The 21,474-nt window shown below is 37.5% G+C and carries 22 protein-coding genes; 3 read left to right on the forward strand and 19 right to left on the reverse strand.

From position 1 onward, the window contains the following. Nucleotides 1–136 precede the first annotated feature (136 nt). The 3 genes from prfB to U9M49_RS09930 all read right to left on the reverse strand — a co-directional run bounded on the left by prfB (nt 137) and on the right by U9M49_RS09930 (nt 5,161). A protein-coding gene (gene prfB / locus U9M49_RS09920; RefSeq protein WP_157733891.1) for a peptide chain release factor 2 occupies nt 137–1,247 on the reverse strand; the annotation gives its coding sequence in 2 pieces (ribosomal slippage) (nt 137–1,174 and nt 1,176–1,247; 1,110 coding nt in all). 130 nt (nt 1,248–1,377) lie between these two features. Then, complete coding sequence (secA, locus tag U9M49_RS09925) at nt 1,378–3,903, reverse strand: preprotein translocase subunit SecA (RefSeq protein WP_322909696.1); 2,526 nt, start codon at nt 3,901–3,903, stop codon at nt 1,378–1,380. Between the two features lie 190 nt (nt 3,904–4,093). Beyond that, the gene (locus U9M49_RS09930) at nt 4,094–5,161 is read right to left on the reverse strand and encodes a YecA family protein (RefSeq protein ID WP_095371848.1); all 1,068 of its coding nucleotides are present in this window, start codon (nt 5,159–5,161) and stop codon (nt 4,094–4,096) included. A gap of 350 nt (nt 5,162–5,511) precedes the next feature. Between U9M49_RS09930 and U9M49_RS09935 the strand changes: the two genes are divergently transcribed. Both U9M49_RS09935 and U9M49_RS09940 read left to right on the forward strand, forming a co-directional pair. Further along, nucleotides 5,512–5,817, forward strand: coding sequence for a YkvA family protein (locus U9M49_RS09935; RefSeq protein WP_322909697.1), 306 nt, complete (start codon nt 5,512–5,514; stop codon nt 5,815–5,817). 418 nt (nt 5,818–6,235) lie between these two features. After that, nucleotides 6,236–6,661 (forward strand): VOC family protein, encoded by a 426-nt coding sequence (locus tag U9M49_RS09940; protein WP_095371846.1) that lies wholly within the window; start codon nt 6,236–6,238, stop codon nt 6,659–6,661. 243 nt (nt 6,662–6,904) lie between these two features. Here the strand turns inward: U9M49_RS09940 and U9M49_RS09945 are convergent, their stop codons facing one another. Genes U9M49_RS09945 through U9M49_RS09975 form a run of 7 tightly spaced genes read right to left on the reverse strand, consistent with a single transcriptional unit; the run spans nt 6,905 to nt 13,756 of the window. After that, nucleotides 6,905–7,972: an ABC transporter ATP-binding protein gene (locus tag U9M49_RS09945; RefSeq protein ID WP_095371845.1), complete on the reverse strand. Its 1,068-nt coding sequence runs from the start codon at nt 7,970–7,972 to the stop codon at nt 6,905–6,907. Nucleotides 7,973–7,992: 20 nt separating this feature from the next. Next, nucleotides 7,993–8,808, reverse strand: a complete 816-nt coding sequence (locus U9M49_RS09950; RefSeq protein WP_322909698.1) for a carbohydrate ABC transporter permease — start codon at nt 8,806–8,808, stop codon at nt 7,993–7,995. Between the two features lie 13 nt (nt 8,809–8,821). Further along, nucleotides 8,822–9,784 carry a carbohydrate ABC transporter permease gene (locus U9M49_RS09955; RefSeq protein ID WP_095373598.1) on the reverse strand — a complete coding sequence of 321 codons (963 nt, stop codon included), beginning with the start codon at nt 9,782–9,784 and terminating at the stop codon, nt 8,822–8,824. Nucleotides 9,785–9,808: 24 nt separating this feature from the next. Further along, nucleotides 9,809–11,134 (reverse strand): ABC transporter substrate-binding protein, encoded by a 1,326-nt coding sequence (locus U9M49_RS09960; protein WP_322909700.1) that lies wholly within the window; start codon nt 11,132–11,134, stop codon nt 9,809–9,811. Between the two features lie 18 nt (nt 11,135–11,152). Then, complete coding sequence (locus U9M49_RS09965) at nt 11,153–11,977, reverse strand: metallophosphoesterase family protein (protein WP_307319379.1); 825 nt, start codon at nt 11,975–11,977, stop codon at nt 11,153–11,155. Between the two features lie 22 nt (nt 11,978–11,999). Next, nucleotides 12,000–12,785, reverse strand: coding sequence for a tyrosine-protein phosphatase (locus U9M49_RS09970; protein WP_095371841.1), 786 nt, complete (start codon nt 12,783–12,785; stop codon nt 12,000–12,002). Then, nucleotides 12,782–13,756, reverse strand: coding sequence for a metallophosphoesterase family protein (locus U9M49_RS09975; protein WP_322909701.1), 975 nt, complete (start codon nt 13,754–13,756; stop codon nt 12,782–12,784). Before U9M49_RS09975 ends, U9M49_RS09970 begins: the two co-directional genes overlap by 4 nt. Before the next feature lie 214 nt (nt 13,757–13,970). Between U9M49_RS09975 and U9M49_RS09980 the strand changes: the two genes are divergently transcribed. Further along, on the forward strand, nt 13,971–14,618 hold the full coding sequence (locus U9M49_RS09980; protein WP_095371839.1) for a GntR family transcriptional regulator: 648 nt from the start codon (nt 13,971–13,973) through the stop codon (nt 14,616–14,618). Nucleotides 14,619–14,745: 127 nt separating this feature from the next. On the opposite strand, the gene hpf is transcribed toward U9M49_RS09980, so the two are convergent. The 9 genes from hpf to fliW all read right to left on the reverse strand — a co-directional run bounded on the left by hpf (nt 14,746) and on the right by fliW (nt 21,471). After that, on the reverse strand, nt 14,746–15,294 hold the full coding sequence (gene hpf / locus U9M49_RS09985) for a ribosome hibernation-promoting factor, HPF/YfiA family (RefSeq protein ID WP_095371838.1): 549 nt from the start codon (nt 15,292–15,294) through the stop codon (nt 14,746–14,748). Nucleotides 15,295–15,445: 151 nt separating this feature from the next. Then, nucleotides 15,446–15,823, reverse strand: coding sequence for a hypothetical protein (locus tag U9M49_RS09990; protein ID WP_180316929.1), 378 nt, complete (start codon nt 15,821–15,823; stop codon nt 15,446–15,448). A gap of 9 nt (nt 15,824–15,832) precedes the next feature. Further along, entirely contained in the window at nt 15,833–16,183 is a 351-nt protein-coding gene (locus tag U9M49_RS09995; protein WP_251162128.1) for a hypothetical protein, read from the reverse strand. Further along, nucleotides 16,180–16,578 carry a flagellar export chaperone FliS gene (gene fliS, locus U9M49_RS10000; RefSeq protein ID WP_095371835.1) on the reverse strand — a complete coding sequence of 133 codons (399 nt, stop codon included), beginning with the start codon at nt 16,576–16,578 and terminating at the stop codon, nt 16,180–16,182. Before fliS ends, U9M49_RS09995 begins: the two co-directional genes overlap by 4 nt. Before the next feature lie 11 nt (nt 16,579–16,589). Continuing rightward, on the reverse strand, nt 16,590–18,689 hold the full coding sequence (gene fliD / locus U9M49_RS10005) for a flagellar filament capping protein FliD (protein ID WP_322909702.1): 2,100 nt from the start codon (nt 18,687–18,689) through the stop codon (nt 16,590–16,592). A gap of 125 nt (nt 18,690–18,814) precedes the next feature. Beyond that, nucleotides 18,815–19,165: a flagellar protein FlaG gene (locus tag U9M49_RS10010; protein WP_307319398.1), complete on the reverse strand. Its 351-nt coding sequence runs from the start codon at nt 19,163–19,165 to the stop codon at nt 18,815–18,817. 205 nt (nt 19,166–19,370) lie between these two features. Continuing rightward, complete coding sequence (locus U9M49_RS10015; protein WP_322909703.1) at nt 19,371–20,564, reverse strand: flagellin; 1,194 nt, start codon at nt 20,562–20,564, stop codon at nt 19,371–19,373. A gap of 239 nt (nt 20,565–20,803) precedes the next feature. Continuing rightward, nucleotides 20,804–21,031 (reverse strand): carbon storage regulator CsrA, encoded by a 228-nt coding sequence (gene csrA / locus U9M49_RS10020; RefSeq protein ID WP_095371831.1) that lies wholly within the window; start codon nt 21,029–21,031, stop codon nt 20,804–20,806. Beyond that, entirely contained in the window at nt 21,019–21,471 is a 453-nt protein-coding gene (gene fliW / locus U9M49_RS10025; protein WP_322909704.1) for a flagellar assembly protein FliW, read from the reverse strand. Before fliW ends, csrA begins: the two co-directional genes overlap by 13 nt. Nucleotides 21,472–21,474: the final 3 nt, after the last annotated feature.

A 21,474-nucleotide genomic window follows, 5' to 3' on the forward strand; every position in this document is an offset into this window, starting at 1 on the left:
GTGACTCACAAACCCCGCTTCACATAGCGTTCATCCCCCCTCACTTCTGCCCCACTTACCAAACCTCGTTTCCAACATAAAACTATCACCAATATAAGAAAAGCAACGTCCTCCATTGCGGACGCTGCTTTCCTTCTTATTCACCTAAGCTCAATTTAGAGCGTAGGTAAGCGTTGATGAAGATGTCTAGGTCTCCGTCCATGACGCCTTGTACATTGCCTGATTCGGTGTTTGTACGGTGGTCTTTGACCATAGAGTATGGGTGGAAGACGTAGGAACGAATTTGGCTTCCCCAACCAATTTCTTTTTGTTCTCCACGGATCTCTAGTAATTCTTGCTCTTGTTCTTCGATTTTCTTTTGGTAAAGTTTCGCTTTCAACATTTTCATTGCTTGTTCGCGGTTTTTAATTTGGGAACGTTCTGACTGGCATGTAACAACGACATTTGTCGGTAAGTGCGTAATCCTTACCGCTGAATCCGTTGTATTGATATGCTGTCCACCTGCTCCACTGGCACGGTACGTATCAATTTTCAAATCCTCTGTCCGGATATCAATTTCAATTTCATCGTTGAATTCTGGCATTACTTCACAAGATACGAAGGAAGTATGGCGACGGCCAGAAGAATCAAATGGCGAAATACGTACGAGTCGATGAACGCCTTTCTCCGCTTTTAAATAGCCGTATGCATTATGTCCTTTAATAGACAATGTTACGCTCTTAATTCCCGCTTCGTCACCTGGCAGGTAATCTAATGTTTCTACTTTAAATCCTTTTTTCTCTGCCCAACGAGTGTACATACGTAATAACATCGAACCCCAGTCCTGAGACTCTGTACCACCAGCACCTGGATGAAGTTCTAAAATCGCGTTATTTTTATCGTATTCTTCACTTAAAAGCAATTGCAGCTCAAAATCAGCTAAACGCTTAGATAAAGCGACGATCTCCGTTTCAAGCTCTTCTTGTAGCTCTGCATCTGCTTCTTCTTTTACTAATTCATATGTTAATTCGAGATTCTCGAACGTCTCATTTAAATCATTGAACTCATTGACTTGTTCTTTTAATGCATTGGACTCATTGATCACTACTTGTGCGGCTTGTTGATCATCCCAAAAACTAGGATGAAGCATCTCGTTATCAAGTTCTGCAATACGTGCCTCTTTGTTTTCTAAGTCAAAGAGACCCCCTAAAGTCCGCTAAAATTTTAGCTGTTTTCTCTAACTCATGACGAATCTCTGCTAATTCCATCTTGGTCACCTCTACACATATTTTTAACCTTTATATTATATAACTTCTCCCGGCAAAGTGAAACACTTCGTGTAAAAAGCCGGCAGCGACCCTTATAAACAGGTTTTTGCCGGCTCTTATTCAGATATTGTTAACCTTTTGCACCACAGCAGTTTTTATATTTTTTTCCACTGCCGCAAATACATGGATCATTACGACCAACATCCATTTGTTTGACAACAGGCTTTTTCTTCTTCTGTTTACCGTCTTCACTTTCTTTCGGGTTGACAGCTTGGCCTTTTGCTACTTCTTGACGTTGAAGATTGTCACGAATTTCTGCTTTCATCACATATTTCGCTACATCTTCTTCAATAGCAGCAATCATCATTTCAAACATGTGGAATCCTTCTTTTTGATATTCGCGCAGTGGATCAATTTGTCCATACGCACGCAGGTGAATCCCTTGACGAAGTTGATCCATGGCATCAATATGATCAATCCATTTTGTATCAACAGCACGAAGCATAATTACTTTTTCGAATTCGCGCATTTGTTCACTTTGCATTTTTTCTTCTTTTTCATTATAGAAGGCAATGATTTTATCCCAAATATGATCGATTACTTCATCCGCTTCTTTTCTGCGAATATCTTCCACCGTAACCGTTCCTTCTGGAAGAAGATTTCCTTTAACGTAATCAATTAATCCTTCATAGTTCCATTCATCGTCACCATCTTCTTCTGTTTGTGAAGCAAAAGCGTGGACGTTCCGTGTTAAGACGCTATGAACCATACGCTCGACAATTTCTCTTAAGTTCTCTGAATCAAGCACTTCATTTCTTTGTGTATAAATAATCTCACGTTGCTGACGCAAAACATCATCATATGAAAGCAATTGTTTACGTGCGTCGAAGTTATTTCCTTCTACACGTTTTTGGGCGGATTCAACTGCACGTGAAACCATTTTACTTTGAATCGGTTGCGAATCATCCATGCCGAGCTTCGACATCATGTTTTTCATATTATCCGAGCCAAAACGACGCATTAATTCATCTTCCATTGATAAATAGAACTGGGTGACACCAGGATCACCTTGACGACCAGAACGACCACGGAGCTGGTTATCAATTCGACGACTTTCATGTCGCTCTGTACCGATAACAGCTAAGCCGCCAACTTCTTTGACACCTTCACCAAGTTTGATATCAGTACCACGACCAGCCATATTTGTAGCAATCGTAACGGCGCCAGACTTACCAGCATCTAAAATAATATCTGCTTCACGACCATGGTTTTTCGCATTCAAGACATTATGCGGAATCCCTTTTTTCGTTAAGTATTTTGAGATAATTTCAGACGTTTCAATGGCAACTGTACCAACAAGGACTGGTTGCCCATTTTTATGGCGTTCTGCTATGTCTTCCACTAAAGCACGATATTTTCCATCCACCGTTGCATAAATTAAATCAGAACGATCATCACGTGCAACAGGACGGTTTGTCGGAATTGCAATGACATTCATATTGTAAATGTTACGGAATTCCTCTTCTTCTGTTTTTGCTGTACCTGTCATACCTGATAATTTCTCATACATACGGAAGTAGTTCTGGAATGTAATGGAAGCAAGGGTCATACTTTCATTCTGAATTTCTAAGCCTTCCTTCGCTTCAATTGATTGGTGAAGACCATCACTATAACGACGACCTTTCATGAGACGGCCAGTGAATTGGTCGACAATCACAATTTCGCCTTCTTGTACAACGTAGTCCACATCTTTATGCATACTTGTGTGTGCCTTTAGCGCTTGCGTAATATGGTGATTCAAAGAAACATGAGAAACATCAAACAAATTTTCAATGCCAAAAGCTTTCTCGGCCTTTGTCATCCCTTCTTCCGTTAATTGCACACCTTTTGTTTTTTCATCGTAAGTGAAGTCTTCCTCTACCTTTAAGCGGCTAACAAAGGCATTCGCTTGTAAATAAAGTTTCGTTGATTTTTGTGCGGATCCAGAAATAATTAATGGTGTACGCGCTTCATCAATTAAAATCGAGTCAACCTCATCAATAACTGCAAAATTTAACGGCCGTTGCACTTTTTGCTCTTTATAAAGCACCATATTGTCTCGTAAATAATCAAAACCTAATTCATTGTTTGTACTATAAGTAATATCAGCTGCATAGGCTGCTTGTTTTTCCTCTTTAGACATACCATTTAAGTTCAAACCAACAGTTAGTCCAAGGAAATCATATAGTTGTCCCATTTCAGTAGCATCACGAGTCACTAAGTATTCATTGACTGTTACAACATGTACACCTTTTCCTGAAATCGCATTTAAATAAACCGGCATCGTCGAAGTTAAAGTTTTACCTTCACCGGTTTTCATTTCAGATATGTTGCCATCATGAAGTGCTGCCCCACCCATTAACTGTACGGGATACGGGTATAAGCCAAACACACGTCTTGACGCTTCTCTTACCACAGCAAATGCTTCTACTAGTAAATCCTCAAGCGATTCACCTTTTTGATGACGCTCTTTGAACTCACCCGTTTTCGCTTTTAAGTGTTCATCACTCAGCGCTTCCATCTTCGAAGCTAATGCTTCTATTTGTTCCGCCGTTTTCGTTAGGCGTTTTAATTCACGTTTATTCACATCAAAAACCTTATTTAAAATCCCAAGCATACAAACGCTCCTTTATCTATTGGAGATGTCTATTTAATGTGTCATCCTGAAACAATGATATATGGTATTAATGATACCACTTCGCATGGGTAGAGACAACTTTTGTCAGGTGTGACGGTGTAATTTTTGTCATATAGGGCGGCGAAATAATAAAGAAAGAAGCTAGATTCATTACTAGCTTCTCTCCCATTTAAATATCTTGCTTTGTTTTATTAAAAATATCGTCAATAAATGCAGCTACTTGGCTCTGAATATCCCTATAGTAAGTGGATACGCGGCCAGCTGTTAGCCCGTATTTTTCCCCAAGCTCTTTTTGTGTCATACTTGATTCGACACCTGACTGTTCATAAACAAAATAACGTAGGGCAGCAATATAATTTTCTGCTTTTTGAATACGTTTATTCGTTTGTTTAATGTATTCTACCCACACACCTACACCGAAATTAATGACCCATTGCGGTTCTCCCGCTGCAGTCATATCTTTTTCAAATTGCTCTGCCACTTGTTTAGCCCCTTCGGTTGGCCATTCATAAGCATCCATATCTACACTTGCTGCTGCCTCTGGAAGGCGATGCATGAGCTCCAAGAAATGATCTTCGAGATATTGGATAGCATGATTATTTCCGATTGCTGCAAAATCATCTTTTAGATAACCTTCATAATCTGCTGCTTTTCCTTCTGATACTTCGAATAAGCAAGGGAAAGCGGTATATTTGTCCTCATATGGGAATAATACACCGAAAGCAAACCAACCTTCAGAAAAATCATTCATTGCTTCATCTAATACGACTGTATACGATTCATTTGTCAGTGTATCAACAAAATGTAGGTCTCTATCATCAAGTCCAATCACTTTCCCAGCTACCGGGATCGCCACTTTCCAAGATTGTAGAATTTCTTGTAATCTTGGTCTTAAGACAGCTGATTCTTTATGTTCAATAAACTTATGAAGAATCGTTTCACCGTCTTCAACCGTTTTAAATGGAATATACCAGAAAGGCATCATAAATTCGAAAAATTCCGCGTCATCTTTATCGGTATCTTCCAGTTTTTCCATTAGTTGTTGATACTCACTTCTAATGGCGTTACCATATCTTTGATACGCAAAAATACGTAATTCTTTTTGTAACTCGCTCACTTCATTATCAATGAGTTCTGTAATAGTAATTGTTTCCTTTTTCGCACAGCATTTTTTGTATTTTTTTCCACTGCCACAAGGACAAGGGTCATTTCGATTAATTTTCACAGCTGTTTGCATATTTCATTCTCCTCTCATCACCTAGGAACAGCTTGTTCTATTATATATGATTAGTTATCTACTTTCGTTGATCGCGGATATACCAACTCAACTAAAAGCCGACTCACAATAAGTGCCCCCGGCTAACCTACAAAATTATCGCTATTCTATACTAACATTAATCTAGGGCTAAGGTCATTTAATAGAAAATTATAAAAGATGGAATGATTCAGTATAATTCAACTGATAGAGTAAAGGATATCTTCTAAAGAGTAGGGGTAATGAACATAAACAGCATTTAGATTGTCAATAATCGTCTCAACAGGTATGATGAGGGAAATAACAGACAACAATCGGAAAGGAAGAGGAAGATGAAGAAATTCTTTAAACGTGTTGGGTTTGTCCTAACCTTCTGGAGATTCATTCCTTTTTTCTTTGAATACTTAGCAGCTAAAGATATTCCTTTATGGAAGAAACTACTTCCTGTAGGCGTATCGATTGCCTATATTCTCATTCCAATAGATCTCATTCCAGACTTTCTTTATATCATCGGTATCACAGATGATGTACTCTTCACAACCTTTATTCTCCAAAGTATGGTTAAATATGCACCGGACCGGTTGAAACTGAAGTACTCGAAGCTCTTGGATGACAACCAGAAACTCGTGAAGAAATAAATGCTTATATGTGGATTGCCCTCTGTTCTTGTTGAGGGCTTTTTGCGTTTAATTAAGACAATGAATCAATGTAAGCTATTGAAGCAAAAATCTTGTTTACTCAAGGCTGTCGGTAAGAAGTGAAGTCGAAGTGACTTTTGAAAGAATATTCCTTTCGTAATCTCCTATGAAGGGGAATCTAAAGAAACTTATGCCTGTTGATTTTCCCAGGCAGATAAAGGCTATGGTAGAGGGTACTTATTAACACTATTTTCGGATTATCTAAAGTATGAAGTTAAGAGAGAGCTTAAATGCTTCTCTTTTTTTTACGAAATAGAAGGTGTAAATCTGTTTTAGTAGAAATATAGAAATAAAGTTTGATACAAGGTATACAAATAAATATTCTGTGGTAAAAAAATGAGACGATGAGGTGCTAAAAATGATTGTAGCAGTAAACCCTTATGTAGTAACAAACGGAAATGGAAAAGAAGCAGTGCAATTTTATGTTGATGTCTTTAACGCAGAGCTTATTTCGTTGCAAACATTTGGAGAGATGCCAGAGGATCCGGATCACCCACTTCCAAGTGAAGCACAGGACCGTGTATTGAATGCTCAATTTAAAGTAGGCAATACCACTATGATGCTTTCCGATAATTTTCCTGGAGCTCCTTATACGATTGGAAATCAAGTAACCATTGCCATTCAAATCGATTCAGTGGATTCATCAAAACAAATATTTGAGAAATTGTCTAAAGAGGGGAAAGTTACAATGCCTCTACAAGAAACGTTTTGGAGCCCATCATATGGACAAGTAACTGATAAATATGGAGTAGAGTGGCAAGTTTCAGCTCTTCCGCAAGACTAATGTAAATCAGCCCTTTCTTCTACTTTAGAAGGGGCTTTTGTTTATTCAGCTTTTTGATCATGTATCCTAAAATAAGCGATATTTAGCAAAGGTTGTGAGCTATACAACAAACGTCGAAATTTTACTGTGGGGGCACAAATAAAAGAAGCACCAGAAAAAATCGATTCGGCAAATGAATAATTCCCGGTGGCCCCTACAAAACTTAAAAAAGCGCAATCTCCTACCTGGAATTGCGCATACCTGTTATAAAACTACTGGTTCTCTTCTATTATTACTTACCTTCATATCTGCTAAAAGATTTTCTACCAAATTAACATCTCTCACTCTTTCCCCACTCTTATCAAATACCAAGACATCTTCTTTTGAAAATGCGATTAGGGATTCTTTAGTAGGTGTTTGCCAAGTGGACTCACCTTTTACAAAAACTTTCCCCCAATCCGTTGTAAGACAATAGATAGATTCTCCACCTAAATGTTCAGTAGAAACAACGGCACCTGTTAATACATAATCAGCATTCACATTAAGGTCATCTTCCTTCATACTCATATTTTCTGGTCGGATACCGATGGAATAATCACCATAAGACAATATATTTGTGGGGGGTGAGCCGATAAATTGTGCTACGAATAGATTGGCTGGATTTGTATAGATCTCCTTCGGTGTCCCTTTTTGCATGATATGACCATTGTTCATAATAATGATATATGACCCCATTGACATCGCTTCAATTTGGTCATGTGTGACATAAAGAAAGGTAGTTTGTAATTCTTTTTGTAATTCAATAAGTTCTTGTCTCATTTGATTCCTCAGTTTTGCATCCAAGTTGGACAAAGGCTCGTCCATTAGAAACGCGTGCGGCCTTTTAACAATAGCCCTCGCTAACGCCACCCTTTGCCTTTGCCCCCCTGATAACTCACCTGGACGCTTATTAGCGTGTTCTGTTAACTCCACCATCTCAATCACTTTATTTACCATGATCAGACGTTTGTTTTTCTCTATTTTTTTTATTTTTAATCCGTATTCAATGTTCTTAAATACTGTCATATGCGGATACAATGCATAATTTTGAAAAACCATGCCGATATCACGGTCTTTAGGCTCGCTATAGGTAATATCTTGGTCATTAATAAAAATAGACCCACTTGTCGGTTCTTCTAAACCAGCAATCATACGCAATAGCGTTGACTTACCGCATCCTGAAGGACCTAGTAAAATGGCAAAGGATCCATCTGGTATATCAACATCGATTCCTTTTAGTATTTCTTTTTGACCGAAAGATTTCTTCATTTGTTCAACTTTGATACTCCCCATAATTTACGCCTCCAGCTTATTTATTTGATGCCAAATCGAACAAAAGAGTCAACGATATGTTTTTGTAAAAATAAGTAGATAAGTAATATCGGTATACATGAGATAGTTGTAGCTGCCATCAGTGATCCCCACATATTCACATCCGAATTGACAAAAGACTTCAATCCAATTTGAATGGGTGCATTCTCCATTTCTTTCGTCACTAACATTGGCCATAAATACTCATTCCAAGCATTAATAAAAAGAATAATGCCCAATGAAATGACGGTCGAACGAATATTTGGAAGGATAATTCTTAATAAAATACCGAGGTCAGACTCTCCATCTAACCTTGCCGCATCAATTAGTGCAGTAGGAAATGACTTAAAACTTTGATAGATTGATAAAATAGCAAAGGTTGATGCAGCGAATGGTAAGACAATACCTAATGGATTTTCATTTAAGCCCATTTGATTAATCAACACATAGTTTGGAATCATTACCGCTTGAAAAGGAATCAGCCAAGTTAAGCTAAGTAATGTAAAAATTAAAAGTTTCCCTTTAAAACTCCATCGGACTAATGCATACCCCGCTAATAAACTGGTTGACAACTGCAAAATCGTCATTAAAGTAGCAACTACAAATGAGTTAAATAACATTTGTATGATAGGCATTTCTGCGAATGCATATAGATAATTTTGCCATGTTGGTGCCTGTGGTATAAAAGAACTTGTGAAAATTTCAGATTCATTTTTAAATGAAGAGATAATCATCCAATATAGTGGGAAAATAGCGATGATACTCATCATTATTAATAGAAAATGCTGAAGTACCGTTACTGATTTTATCCGTTTCATCACTTTTACTCCCTTAATTATCATAGAATGCAAATTTTTTCGTTAACACATTTAAACCGATAGCAATGATCGCAAATACAATAAAAAATAACGTCGCGGCTGCTGAACTTAATCCTGCATTTAAGTTACTGAATCCATATTTATACATCTCATAATAAATATTCGTTGACGTACCGAACGGACCGCCTGCTGTTAAAATATCAATATAAGCGAAGGTAAATTGACTAGAAAATAGAATACTCATTGTGAGCATAAACAATATTGTTGGTGACAATAAAGGAATAGTGATCGTCATTAATTGCTTCCATTTCGTCGCACCATCTAAAGCTGCTGCTTCGAAATAATCTCTGTTAATATTGGTCAATGCTGCAGAGAAAATAATCGTACTAAATCCAATCAAGCCCCATCCTGTCATCAAAAGAATGAGCCATTTCGCATAGACTGGATCAGTAAAGAAAGAGATGTTTGCATCGGTGATTCCAAGTTTTTGTAATGTAATATTGACTAATCCATTGGCAGGATGAAAGAGCCATCTCCAGATTGCCCCTACAGTTACTGGTGCCAATATCATTGGGATGAAAAACATTGCCCGATACACATTTTTCACTCTGCCATTTAACCCATTTGTTGCTACAGCTAAAAGCATTGGAATGATGATAGAGAAAGGTAGTATACCCACTGTATAAAAAACTGTATTTTCGATAGATTGAACGAAGTCCTTAGTTTGGAACAAGCGAATAAAATTATCTAACCCTACTGCAATAGGTTCTGTGCCTGGGACCATACTCCACTTTTGAAAGGCTAAAACAAAAGTAGATAGTAACGGTTTATACATCCAAACCCCTAATAAAAGAATTGCAGGTAGTAAAAATAAATAAGGTTTCCATTTTATAAGTGAACGAGCAACACGTCTGTTTTTCTGCCCGTTCACTTTTTTTCCTTGCTCTGATACGATTATGCTTTTTACCTCACTCATAAGATTCCCTTCTCTCATGAACACCTATTGTATTAATTGGTTAATTTCTTCTTCTGCTACTTTTAAAGTTTTTTCTACATCTGCATCCGTTGAAACCGATTGAACAATCGCATCTCTAAATATATTGGACATTTCAGTTGCATATTCCGCTGGCCAAATTACTGCTGGTTGGATGTTTTTCAATTGCTCCAAGTTGATTTTATATAATGGATTTTCGTCAATAAATCCTTTTAAATAATTGGGATCATCAGCTAACTCTGTTCTGAGCGGTAAATAGCCTACCTCAGAAGTTATAATTGTATAGCCTTCATTACCAGTAACATATTTAATAAACTCCCACACCGCTGCCTTTTTCACATCATTATCTGGTCTAACAGCTAAAACACTTCCAGAGTTCACTGGTACAGACGGATTGTTTCCGAATGATGGTAAACCAGCGCCGTAAAGTTCCCAGCCACCTGCTTCGGAAGCATTTTTAAATCCGCTATGCAATGCAGTAGAAGTAATGTACATTCCTAGATTACCAGCCATAAATTGCTCGGGTAACTCCGTATCACTCCCAACTGCATGGGCACCGTTTTGATAGAGATCCTTCCACATTTCAATCGCTTCAATACTTTCTTGATTTGCGAATTGCGCTTCCTTACGATCATCAGAAAGTACTTTGCCTCCATTACTTAATATCACACCTTCAGTTGTCCAACCATTATCCGGTGCTAACGCAAAGCCATCTTTGCCTGTCGCTTCATTTATTTTAAGTGAATATTCCTTAACCTCTTCCCACGTTTGTGGTGGCTTTGTTGGATCTAAGCCTGCTTCTTCGAATAATTTTCCATTCATAAAAACAATCGGTGTGCTAAATGTAAATGCCAACCCATATGTCTTTCCATCAATTTTCCCTAAACTCAATGCATTATCTGAAATGCCATTGAAATGATTGTTTAATTCTTCTGCTGGAAACACATCTTCATAAGCTTGGAATCCGAGAGTTTCTCTTGAATTATCTAATGTTGAAAAAGTATGTTGAACAATATCAACCGCTTTTCCAGCCGCAATATCTGCCTTAAACTGTTGATAAGAGGCATCAGCAACCCCTTCAACAATGACACCCTTTTCTTTTCCAATTGTGTCATTGAACTCATTAATTAGATGTTCCATACCCTCTTTCATTGTTGGAGCAGCTAAACTATAAGAATAAAAAGTTATCTTTGTAGGATTCTCTGGGTCTAATTCTCCCATTTCCTGTGAGACGGTTGAAGCGTCAGAAGAGCTACAACCACTTAACACTGAAGCGATACCTAACAATAGAATGAGCATAATAAAGAGCCTCTTACTTTTTAATTTAACCATTTACCTCTCCCCCTTCACTTAAGAATGCTGAAGCATCTGCTTCAATTCTACTGATAAAAATGTATCAAACTTATCTGGGTACCTAACTTGTTCTACACTTGCACCATTTTCGCCTAATGTACATATGCTATAGCCCGTACGATTATTAAACGAAGCTAATTCTTGACCAATTTCCATACTAAAAGAAGTTCCTCCCGCAGTAGATAATAGAATATTTTCATAGGTAGTTACTTTATTCTGATGAGTATGACCACTAAGAACTAGTTTGACATCGGTATTTTTTATAATAGCCAATACCTCTGCTGAATTCGATAAGCTATGGCCATCGACCACATGTCCAGCTTCCAATGGATGATGGACAACAACAATCGAACCATTAGGGGCAGGCTGAGCTAATGTCTCCTTTAACCATTGGAGTTGTTCCTCACTCACTACACCTTTTCCACTATGATCATAGCTAGAATCTAGTACGATTAGGCGATAGCCTTGAATAATTGCTTCGTAAAATAAGTCCCGCTTCTCTCCTTTTACGTTGCCTATACCTTCCCAGTAAGCTTCTGTCACATCATGATTCCCTAAAGCTAAATAATAAGGAATATCTATGATATGATCTTCTAGTAATTTAGCTAAGAAAGCATAATCTTCAACTGTCCCTTCGTGAACAAGGTCCCCACTAATTAAAATGAAATCTGGCGCTTTTTCATCTTGTGTGATTGCTTGTAGTATTCCTTTCAACGTTTCAGTTGGGTTATTGTCAACACCTGTTAATGTTTCAATTAAACTGCCTTTATATTCTCTTAGAATATGTGTATCTGATAAATGAGCAAACCTTAATTTATCCATGTTCATTTCCCCCTTTAGAAAATTACTCTTGCAAGCAGAAATCTTTTATTTTTTTCCTTATTTCATTTGTTATTCCAAACTCTAGGTACAAATAAGTGTCAAAATCGCCGTATATTTCTTCTATAGCAGATTTAGTTGCAAGTAAATATTCTTCTTGCAATAAAAAGGCTGCTTTTAATTGCAAGAACTCCTCTTCCACAAGTGCTGCTTCTGCCTGCAGAAACATTTGCTCATGAAAAGTGGCTAAAGCAACATTAGAATAAAGGTAATCTTCCATCACAGTTGAAAATGGCACACCGAGTGTAAGTAAAATAATCATAGCGCCTATACCTGTTCGATCCCTTCCTCCAGCACAATGATGGATTAGCGGCAAGTTTTTCTCTGGTTCTTTTAATAAATTCATCAAAGCTTGGTAAGAAGCATTTCGAACCGGAAAAGTAGAATAGAGTGTTAAAAATGTTTCTTTAGTATAGTGTTTGAATACATCTTCTTTTTTCTTTACTTTCGATACTTGCTCGGCGATATTATCCTCAGCGATTACCGGTACTCGTAAAAGCTTGGCACTACCAATTTCCGGATCAGGTTTTTCATTTGCTTCATCTTCTCTACGATAGTCAAATATATATTTAATCTTTTGTTTAGACAGTTGAGCAATATCATCTGTCGTTAATCCACTTAAATCTCCCGCTCTATATATGATGCCGCTTCGTACTTTTCGACCATCTACGGTAACGAGCCCTCCCATATCACGAAAATTCAGAGCCCCTTTTAGGGGAACAGTTTGTGAATAAAGTCCAGTTGTTGTCATTGATTCACCTCATACTTTTCCAAATCACTGACACCATCTAGTTCGATAACTTGAAAACCAACTTCGCCATTTTTTACTGTTACAAAAAGAATATGATCGATCGATCCAACACTATCACCGTGCCAACATGCACCCGTACGACCCATTTGAATATAATTTCTGTTATTTTTTTTCGTTACTTCCAATTGATGAAGGTGTCCTGCAAACATCGTATACATTCTTGATTCAAGCATATTCTCAAATTGGCTGAACTTAGGATCCTTCGTTTTCCAAGCTGGCTTATGCATAAATACAAAAGTATGTTTCACATCATTATTTTCATGTAACACTTCAGCAAAAAACTGTAATTGCTCATCTGAAATATGAGGTAAGTTACCCTTCTCAATATCTTCCTCCGAAGCCCCTTCAGTCATTTGTCCGAAGAATTCTTCAATGTACCCTCTAGCTTTTGCTGGATTTTCAACTACTTGATTGGTAATATCCCTAAAACTCTTTACAAAAGATTCAGGCATACCTAAAGGATTTTCCTCTGTATTCAGCACTAAAAATAAATAATCATTTAATCGAAAAGCGTAATACTCAAAACCTTTTCGCTCACGCCAAACTTTAACCATAGTGTCATTTCCATAGTCATGGTTACCAACTGTTAAATAAAATGGGATGTCTACCTCTTTAATTAACTGATCAATATAGTCCCACTCTCCATGGGCCGCTTCCTCTTGATCCCAATAACCTTCAATGAAATCACCTACTGAAAGGACAAAATCAGGATTAAGGCCTTTTACCACCTGCAAACCTTTCTCAAAAATGCCTGGTGTTGTAATCCCACAGCGATCACCAACAACTACAAACGAAAAATCATTTTCAAGGTGAGTGGACATGTCTCCAAACCAAGGTCTCTTACCATTCTTAGAAAAATCTTCTTTAAAATAATGTTGCGTCCCAAGCTTTTTTTGATCTATAACATGCATCCAGTTGTCCTCCTTTATTTAAATACAACTGAAGTATACAACTAGCATGTTAATAAGATGTTAATCTAACATGAATCATTTTATGAGTTTGGTGAAATTTTTAAATTTATTGTAAATTCAAAGGTTACAAGATGTATTCTTAGGAAATCATCGCTATAATTGTATAATCATAGGATGTTCAATTAATGGATTTAGACAGAGAGGAATTAGGACAATGACAAAATCTTTAATAGATACCGCTTATCACACCATTCGAACGAAAATTCTTACTTGCGAATACCTACCGGGAAGCCTACTATCCATATATAAATTATCAGAGGAATTAGCTATGAGTCGAACACCCATCTCTAATGCGATTGCTAAACTTGAACTAGAAGGGTTAGTGATCTCCTTAAAAAATAGAGGTGTGATGGTGAAGGAAGTATCATCTAAAGAGATACTAGATATGTTCGAAGTCATTTTCACCCATCAAATGTATGCGCTTGAAAAGGTAGAAACAAATCCGCTTTATTCATTTAATTTATCACTTTTAAATGAACATTTAGAGCAACAACTACTAGATAAAGAGAACGATCGTTATTTCTCTTATGCGACTCACTCATTACAATTCATAAGACAAATCATAGCTGCTGGACAAAACCAAATCATGCTTCAAATTATGGATCAGCATATGGACAAAATCATCATTGGTTCTATGGCCAGTTACTTGCTTTACCCAGAAAAACGGATTTTTTCTGGTGCTCATTATAATGAAGCACTTTACCTATCCATTGAAGCAAAGGAATACGAACAAACAAAAGAACTACTAAAAGAATGGCGAGCTCAAATTAGAGAACGTATCTTAATAATGGGAGCTATATGAATACTTGCATAACTTACGAAGGGAAGACATATTAATGTTCTGCTAGTATTTATCTTCTGTGGTATAAACTTCTTTCGCACATGAAAAAAGCAGGCAGTGCCATAGCACCTACCTGCTTGCTTTTATATTATTGCGCTTCGATGAGTCCGTAGCGCCCATCTTTTCGTTTGTATACAACGTTTGTTAAGCTTGTGGCTGCGTTGGTGAAGACGAAGAAGCTATGGCCGAGCATGTTCATTTGTAAAATGGCCTCTTCACTGTCCATTGGCTTAAGGTCAAAGTGCTTTTGGCGAACGACCTCTAAGTCATTGTCTTCTTCTGGGTGTTCTTCAGGCTCCTCAAAAGTAGCGAATAATTCGTTAATGCCGCCTTTTTCGCGGAATTTTCGATTGACTTTCGTTTTATGTTTACGAATCTGTCTCTCCAACTTGTCGTTGATTAAGTCGATGGCTGCATACATATCAGCATGAGCCTCTTCTGCTCGAAGTACAAGATTCGTCATCGGAATCGTTACTTCAACTTTTGACGTTTTATCATTATTGGTTTTCAGGTTTACGTTTACATTTACATTAGGAGTTTCAGTAAAATATCTTTCCAACTTCATAATTTTCTTCTCGACGTAGTCTCTGATTGCTGGAGTTACCTCAATGTTTTCACCCCGAATGTTAAAATTCATAAGTGAACTCCTCCTTCTCTTTATAAGAGTCATAAGGATGATTTAGCCTGTCCTTCTTCAGCTAATCCTTATCAGCTAGTCTTTAAATAAGACTATACTCTATATTTCTATGTTACCCGTAAAAAGTCCTGCTAAAACCTTTTTAACGTAATTAAGAAAATAAATAAGGTTGCAATTCATAGTCTATCATTCGGTGCCAAGCTGCAAACAAAGGGAAAAATTGCTCACGTAATATTTCTTGTTTTTCTGGCGCGTTACCGATGGTTTGCTCCAGTCGATCAGCTTGTTCCTGCACCTTTTCAAACACATGCATAATATGAACCATTTCACTGTTTTCCTTAAACAAATGCAGTAATTGCTCGTTCACTGCTTTGATTTGTGGAAAAGAATCAATAACCTCAAAAAGAAGCGCATCACCATCGTCTTTATCTAAATCTGTGAAGCTATCTACAATATAGGTAAAGCTTTCTTCTAGTGTATTTAACACAGAACAATACTCTCTTAGGAGAATATACTGCTCCTCCTTCAACTTCATCACCTAATTTCGTTTATCATAAAAAACACCGTCGCTCATCCCAACAGCTTCATACGGATTCGCATATTGCTTACTCTTTACTTTCTGCACCTTCAATCTTTTGATATCATCCTTAATGATTTGCTGGTGCTGATCTAATAATTGTTTAATGGCGCGATCCTGCTTCAATAGCACGTCTTTCATCTTCTGAGCTTCTGTTGACTGAAAATCAACTTGTCTCATTAAAATAAATCGTTGATCAAGCAAATCATCCGTCTTCTTTATGTAAGCTTCTCGTTCATGTTCAGGTAAGCCTTGGTTTAAATGAAGCAATAACTCACGCGTACAAACGATCAAATCAGTTGTCGCTGTCATGATTGTTCACTGCTAACCATTTGGGGTTTTTTCTGCGCTAACATCATTTCTTTCCATGTATTACGAAGATCCATAATCATTGATTCCGCTTCTTTTAAGGCTGTTAGATCATTGCGTGTATTGGCGTCAACTAAGGTTCTCAACACATAATCATAGATTCGTAGCAGATCACTAGATATTTCAACCTCTTGATTGAGTGTCACCATAAATTCTTGTATGATGTTTTGCGCCTTCTGCATATTTTCATTGCGCTTTGCAACTTCACCTTGCTCCATTGCTTGCTTGGCAATGCTAATAAACTTCAAACAACCGTTGTAAAGCATCATCGTTAGTTCTGCCGGTGTGGCTGTATTAATAGAAGTTTGTTGATATTTTTGGTACGGGTTGGTTGTCATCTTTTCACTCCTTATTGCGAGCTATAACCGAATTGTGTGAGCATATAATTCATTTGCTCATTCATTTTTTGCATTTGGGTCTCCATCGCTGCAAATTGTGACCAATACCTTTGCTCTTTATCTGCTAATTTCGATTCTAGTTCAGTTATACGATTATTGATATCATCTAAATTTTTCCCAATAGTAAATTGACTATTTGTCTTCATGCCATTACCCGCTTTTAAGGTAAGCGCATCGATTGATTGTGTAACGGTATCTCGCAATCGTCTAGAAATCCCTTGTTCACCAAGTGTATCCCCATCTGCTGCAAACAAATTAAATACACCTTCTGCATCATTTTCCAATGCTTCCTTCAGCTTATCTTCATTGATTTCAAGCTTACCACCTTCTAAATAATTTTTCGTTGTGGTAATACCAATAGCTGACAGCTGGTTATATTCACTCGTAGCACCTTCTAGCGGTGTATAAAAGTTCATCCGCATATTACTTAGTAAACTACTTAATTGTTGATCTGAACGAAGTAAACCGCTTTTCGCTTTTTCTTCCCAAAGCTCAATATCCTTCTCAGACATCGCCTCACGTTGCTCACTTGTTAACGGTGCATAATCACGATATTTTTCTTCAGATAACTGTCCTTGTATATTATCTATTAATTCATTGTATTTTTCTACGAATTCTTTGATTTTTTCTACGGCTTGATCGGTGTCGTTATTGATTGAGATTGTAACAGGCGAATCGCCATTAACAGCATCAAATGTATCCTTCAAAGTAAAAGAAACACCGTTTACTGTAAACGTATTAGAGGTTCTCTCCGTTTCTAAACCATTTAAAGTAAACTTCGCATTTTCTCCACCTTTTTCATTATTGCTATCAAGTTTTAGAACATTATTTAAAAACGGACTACCATTAAAAGAAATCTCTTTCCCATCGCCACTTTGATTAAAATCACCTGTTGACGTTCGGGCAATCGTTACTTTATCAGAATGTTGGTCATAAAACATATTGACACCTAAGGACGATTTATTCACTTTATCGATGACTGTCGTTAAAGAATCACGGGCATCGAAAGTAAATGTTTGGCTCACTTCACCTGTTTCATTGTATGTAGACATACTGAATTCAAAGTATTGGTGGTCATAACTCACTTCCGCTTTTGCACCTGCTTGTAGGTCAGAGCCGAAAGTGATTTTGCCTGTTTCTTTATCTAAATAAAATTGATCTTCTGCTAGATTATTCATATCCGTACCAGCAGTAAATGTTTTCGTTTCTTTTATTAGGTCACCATTCGTGTCTTTAATGATGTTACCAGCTGCATCTTTTTTGTCCCATGTAAAAGTAATGCTATCCTCAAATTCTGTGATCCCTATTTGTGAAAGTTGCACTTCTTTTGTTGCAGAGCCAACAGAAATTGTATCTTTTTGAACCATACTGTATTCCACTTCAATTTTACTGTCGGCGGGAATTTGTTGGCTGAAAGTCATTTTGCCTGTTTTCTCATCTACAAACACTTGCTTTTGACTAGCATCTAAGTCATCTAGGCTCGTCACCACTTGGTAGTTGTCTGTACCAACTGTAACACTATCCATTTGTTCTATATTATGCTTACCAAGCTTTTGTAATGAAAATTCGGTTCCTGCTTTCTTTACTGTGATTTCTTCGTTTATACTTTGTTCGGTACTCTTCCAATCAAATGAACTATTTTCAAAAATGTCCTTTTGGCTATATAGACTTTTCGTTGTATCTAGTTTTTCATCTGTACTAGTTATTCTTCCCGCACTCGCATTCGTAGCAGAAGTCGCCAATCTACTCACGGCAGACAATGTATAAGATCCGTTCCCTGCTGTCGAATCTGCCGTTGCTGTGACTTTGTTGCTATTAGAAGAAGTCGTAATTTTTGATAAAAATGAAGATTGCAAGCGCATATTTAAAGTCATATCGCGGAATGATGCTAGTTTTAAGTTAATATCTCTATATGAATCGCGCTGCCATTCGAGCGTTTGTTTCTTTTGTGACAATTTATCAATCGGCACTCTCTGTACTCTCATTAAATCATTAATTAAGGATTCTGTATCTAAACCAGATGCTAAACCACCTATTCGAAAATTCGCCATGACCATCCGTCCCCTTTTCTCTCTATCTATTTATTATATCGACTATAGTCCTATCGTTTACAGTAAAAATATGACTAATTGCCACTGTTCACGAATAAAAAGCCACTAGCATCAGCCAGTAGCTTCTAGACTTTTTGATCCACCATAAGCCCTTGAAATTCTGTCATTTCTGCAATCATATCAAGGAAATCCTTCGGTGGTATTTCACGAACGACTTCTTTAGTATCCGCATCAACAACTTCTACATAATAGCGATCGAGCTTTTCATGTAACTGGAACTGTACCGAAGTATAATGCGTCTGCAAATGACTATTTGCCTGCTCCACCTTTGATTGCAAGAAGTCTTTTTGTACGTCAGGAGCAGACACCTTTGCTTTATCTTTTATTGTAAAATTTCTTTCAGGTTGACTTTTTTCTTTCTGCTGAATAACAAAAGGCGAGTCCACCATCATTCTCATATTCGACTCTACTCTCATCCCTATTCGCCCCTTACCGAAATCACCTATTTTCTCTTTATATCGGAAACAACCATAAGGCTCTCTATCAATCTAAAGTTCGGTTTTTATTAGAGAAAAAACAGCGACCTTTTTCTTATACATAAGGTCTTTTTACCTAAAAAGACAAAAAGAAGCCCCAGACAAAGCTGAGACTTCTTAGATGAAAATACCAATAAGCGACGAATTAACCTAATAATTGAAGAACCGCTTGTGGTTTTTGATTTGCTTGCGCAAGCATCGCTTGAGAAGCTTGAGAAAGAATGTTTGTACGTGTCATTTCCATAACTTCTTTAGCCATATCTACGTCACGGATACGTGATTCAGCTGCTTGAAGGTTTTCGGAAGAGTTGTTTAAGTTAGAGATTGTGTGCTCTAGGCGGTTTTGGCTAGCACCTAGTTTAGAACGCTCTGCAGATACTTTATCAATTGCTTCTTGGAATTTAGTAACCGCTGCAGCTGCATCTTCGTGAGTTAATACACTTAGAGCAGATTCTTGGATTGTTGAGCTTGTCCCGTCAGTTACACCTAATTTAGAATCAGTTGTATCAGCAGTAGTGATTCCTAAAGCAGATGCTCTCATATCAGAAATATTGATGCTCATGCTTTGGTTTTCGTTTGCACCAATTTGGAAAGTAATGCTAGAACCTGCTCCAGCAGCTTTTCCTTCTGCTCCAGCTGTATTAACAACATCAGTGCCACCAACTACAGTTGCTGCTGTTGCAGACTCTTGGCCAGCATTTTGTGTTAATAATATTTTTGTATTATCATCAGGATCAATTGCAGCAGTATATTTTGCGCTTAATTCTGCATCTCCATTAATTTTACCTACAATTGCAGCTAAATCATCAGCAGCCTCAATAGTAACGTCAGTACCATCAATCGTTAGAGTGGCGTCAGCACCAGTAGCTGCAACAAATGATGTTGTTCCAGCAACAGCTGCTACTGCTTCTGAACCATCTTTCCCACCATCGATTAATTTTTGTGTATTGAATTCTGTTGTATTACCGATACGGTTGATTTCTGAAGTTAATTGGTTGATTTCTTTTTGGATTTCTTCACGGTCAGATCCAACGTTTGAGTCATTGGCTGCTTGTGTAGCAAGTTCACGCATACGTTGAAGAATGTTTTGTGATTCTTGTAGCGCTCCTTCAGCAGTTTGGATCATTGAGATACCATCTTGAGAGTTACGGCTAGCTTGGTCTAAACCGCGGATTTGCGCGCGCATTTTTTCAGAGATTGCAAGACCTGCTGCGTCATCTCCTGCACGGTTAATACGAAGACCTGAAGATAATTTCTCCATCGCTTTAGCGTTTGCATTGTTGTTTACGCCTAATTGACGATACGTGTTTAATGCTGAAATATTATTGTTGATAATCATTTGAATTCCTCCATGAGTTGTATTTTTCCACGTCCTTGTGGATTGAAGTAAAGCTTGTCGCTTTATTCTTATTTATTATCGGAGTGCTATAAAGTTTGTTTAATACTTTTTTATAAAAAATTAATAATTTAAAAAATACTTGTCTCTATTGCCTTCTCATTACTCCAACATGAATTCTTGTTTCCTTTGTTTATCTTCAGAAAAAATATAAAAAAAATAAACCGATATCTCCAACCGGTTTATTTCTCAGTATTATTTTTCAATAGTGCCATTAAATCAACAGGGTTTTGTGCGGCTTCGTTGTTTTCTGTCTGGATCTGTAGGTATACTTCTTTTCTGTAGATGTCGATGTCTTTTGGTGCTTGGATGCCAAGTTTGATTTGGTCTCCTTCGACGGCGACGATCGTGATTTCGATGTTTTCATTAATGATAATCGATTCGTTTTTGCGACGGGTTAATACGAGCATGAGGCATCCTCCTCCATAAGCTGGAATAACGGATGCTTCGTCTTGTAGCGCGCATCATTTAAGACAAGCTGTTTCCCCATTCGTTTTTTCATATTAATCACCAATGGACCTTGCAAATTCGCCGTTGATGACTTAAACGGTTCCTTTAACGTGAGAATGACAAAAGTAGCTACATCTTCCGGTTGTTCAATTTGCAGCGCATGTTGCGATGCTTCATTGAGCTGAAATTCGTAATCAGCAAAAAAGGCATACGGGTCTACAACGACAAACGCTAACTCAGCCGTATTGATTGATTGTAAAATAAAATAAGGGAGTTCTTCTAAAAAGGGAAGAAGCACATATTGCTGTTCTTCTGGAAACCCTGGCAAGCCTACCGGAAAATGAAGGTGTTGCTCTGCTGACACTTCAACTGTCCCTTGATATTTTGTCTCAATTTTCATCGT

Source organism: Cytobacillus sp. OWB-43 (genome assembly GCF_034651445.1).
GTDB lineage: Bacteria > Bacillota > Bacilli > Bacillales > Cytobacillaceae > Cytobacillus > Cytobacillus kochii.

What these genes read in the sequence shown, in the direction of transcription:
- secA (WP_322909696.1), bottom strand. Translation starts at nt 3,903, where the DNA reads ATGCTTGGGATTTTAAATAAGGTTTTTGATGTGAATAAACGTGAATTA.
- U9M49_RS09930 (WP_095371848.1), bottom strand. Translation starts at nt 5,161, where the DNA reads ATGCAAACAGCTGTGAAAATTAATCGAAATGACCCTTGTCCTTGTGGC.
- U9M49_RS09935 (WP_322909697.1), top strand. Translation starts at nt 5,512, where the DNA reads ATGAAGAAATTCTTTAAACGTGTTGGGTTTGTCCTAACCTTCTGGAGA.
- U9M49_RS09940 (WP_095371846.1), top strand. Translation starts at nt 6,236, where the DNA reads ATGATTGTAGCAGTAAACCCTTATGTAGTAACAAACGGAAATGGAAAA.
- U9M49_RS09945 (WP_095371845.1), bottom strand. Translation starts at nt 7,972, where the DNA reads ATGGGGAGTATCAAAGTTGAACAAATGAAGAAATCTTTCGGTCAAAAA.
- U9M49_RS09950 (WP_322909698.1), bottom strand. Translation starts at nt 8,808, where the DNA reads ATGAAACGGATAAAATCAGTAACGGTACTTCAGCATTTTCTATTAATA.
- U9M49_RS09955 (WP_095373598.1), bottom strand. Translation starts at nt 9,784, where the DNA reads ATGAGTGAGGTAAAAAGCATAATCGTATCAGAGCAAGGAAAAAAAGTG.
- U9M49_RS09960 (WP_322909700.1), bottom strand. Translation starts at nt 11,134, where the DNA reads ATGGTTAAATTAAAAAGTAAGAGGCTCTTTATTATGCTCATTCTATTG.
- U9M49_RS09965 (WP_307319379.1), bottom strand. Translation starts at nt 11,977, where the DNA reads ATGGATAAATTAAGGTTTGCTCATTTATCAGATACACATATTCTAAGA.
- U9M49_RS09970 (WP_095371841.1), bottom strand. Translation starts at nt 12,785, where the DNA reads ATGACAACAACTGGACTTTATTCACAAACTGTTCCCCTAAAAGGGGCT.
- U9M49_RS09975 (WP_322909701.1), bottom strand. Translation starts at nt 13,756, where the DNA reads ATGCATGTTATAGATCAAAAAAAGCTTGGGACGCAACATTATTTTAAA.
- U9M49_RS09980 (WP_095371839.1), top strand. Translation starts at nt 13,971, where the DNA reads ATGACAAAATCTTTAATAGATACCGCTTATCACACCATTCGAACGAAA.
- hpf (WP_095371838.1), bottom strand. Translation starts at nt 15,294, where the DNA reads ATGAATTTTAACATTCGGGGTGAAAACATTGAGGTAACTCCAGCAATC.
- U9M49_RS09995 (WP_251162128.1), bottom strand. Translation starts at nt 16,183, where the DNA reads ATGACAGCGACAACTGATTTGATCGTTTGTACGCGTGAGTTATTGCTT.
- fliS (WP_095371835.1), bottom strand. Translation starts at nt 16,578, where the DNA reads ATGACAACCAACCCGTACCAAAAATATCAACAAACTTCTATTAATACA.
- fliD (WP_322909702.1), bottom strand. Translation starts at nt 18,689, where the DNA reads ATGGCGAATTTTCGAATAGGTGGTTTAGCATCTGGTTTAGATACAGAA.
- U9M49_RS10010 (WP_307319398.1), bottom strand. Translation starts at nt 19,165, where the DNA reads ATGAGAGTAGAGTCGAATATGAGAATGATGGTGGACTCGCCTTTTGTT.
- U9M49_RS10015 (WP_322909703.1), bottom strand. Translation starts at nt 20,564, where the DNA reads ATGATTATCAACAATAATATTTCAGCATTAAACACGTATCGTCAATTA.
- csrA (WP_095371831.1), bottom strand. Translation starts at nt 21,031, where the DNA reads ATGCTCGTATTAACCCGTCGCAAAAACGAATCGATTATCATTAATGAA.
- fliW (WP_322909704.1), bottom strand. Translation starts at nt 21,471, where the DNA reads ATGAAAATTGAGACAAAATATCAAGGGACAGTTGAAGTGTCAGCAGAG.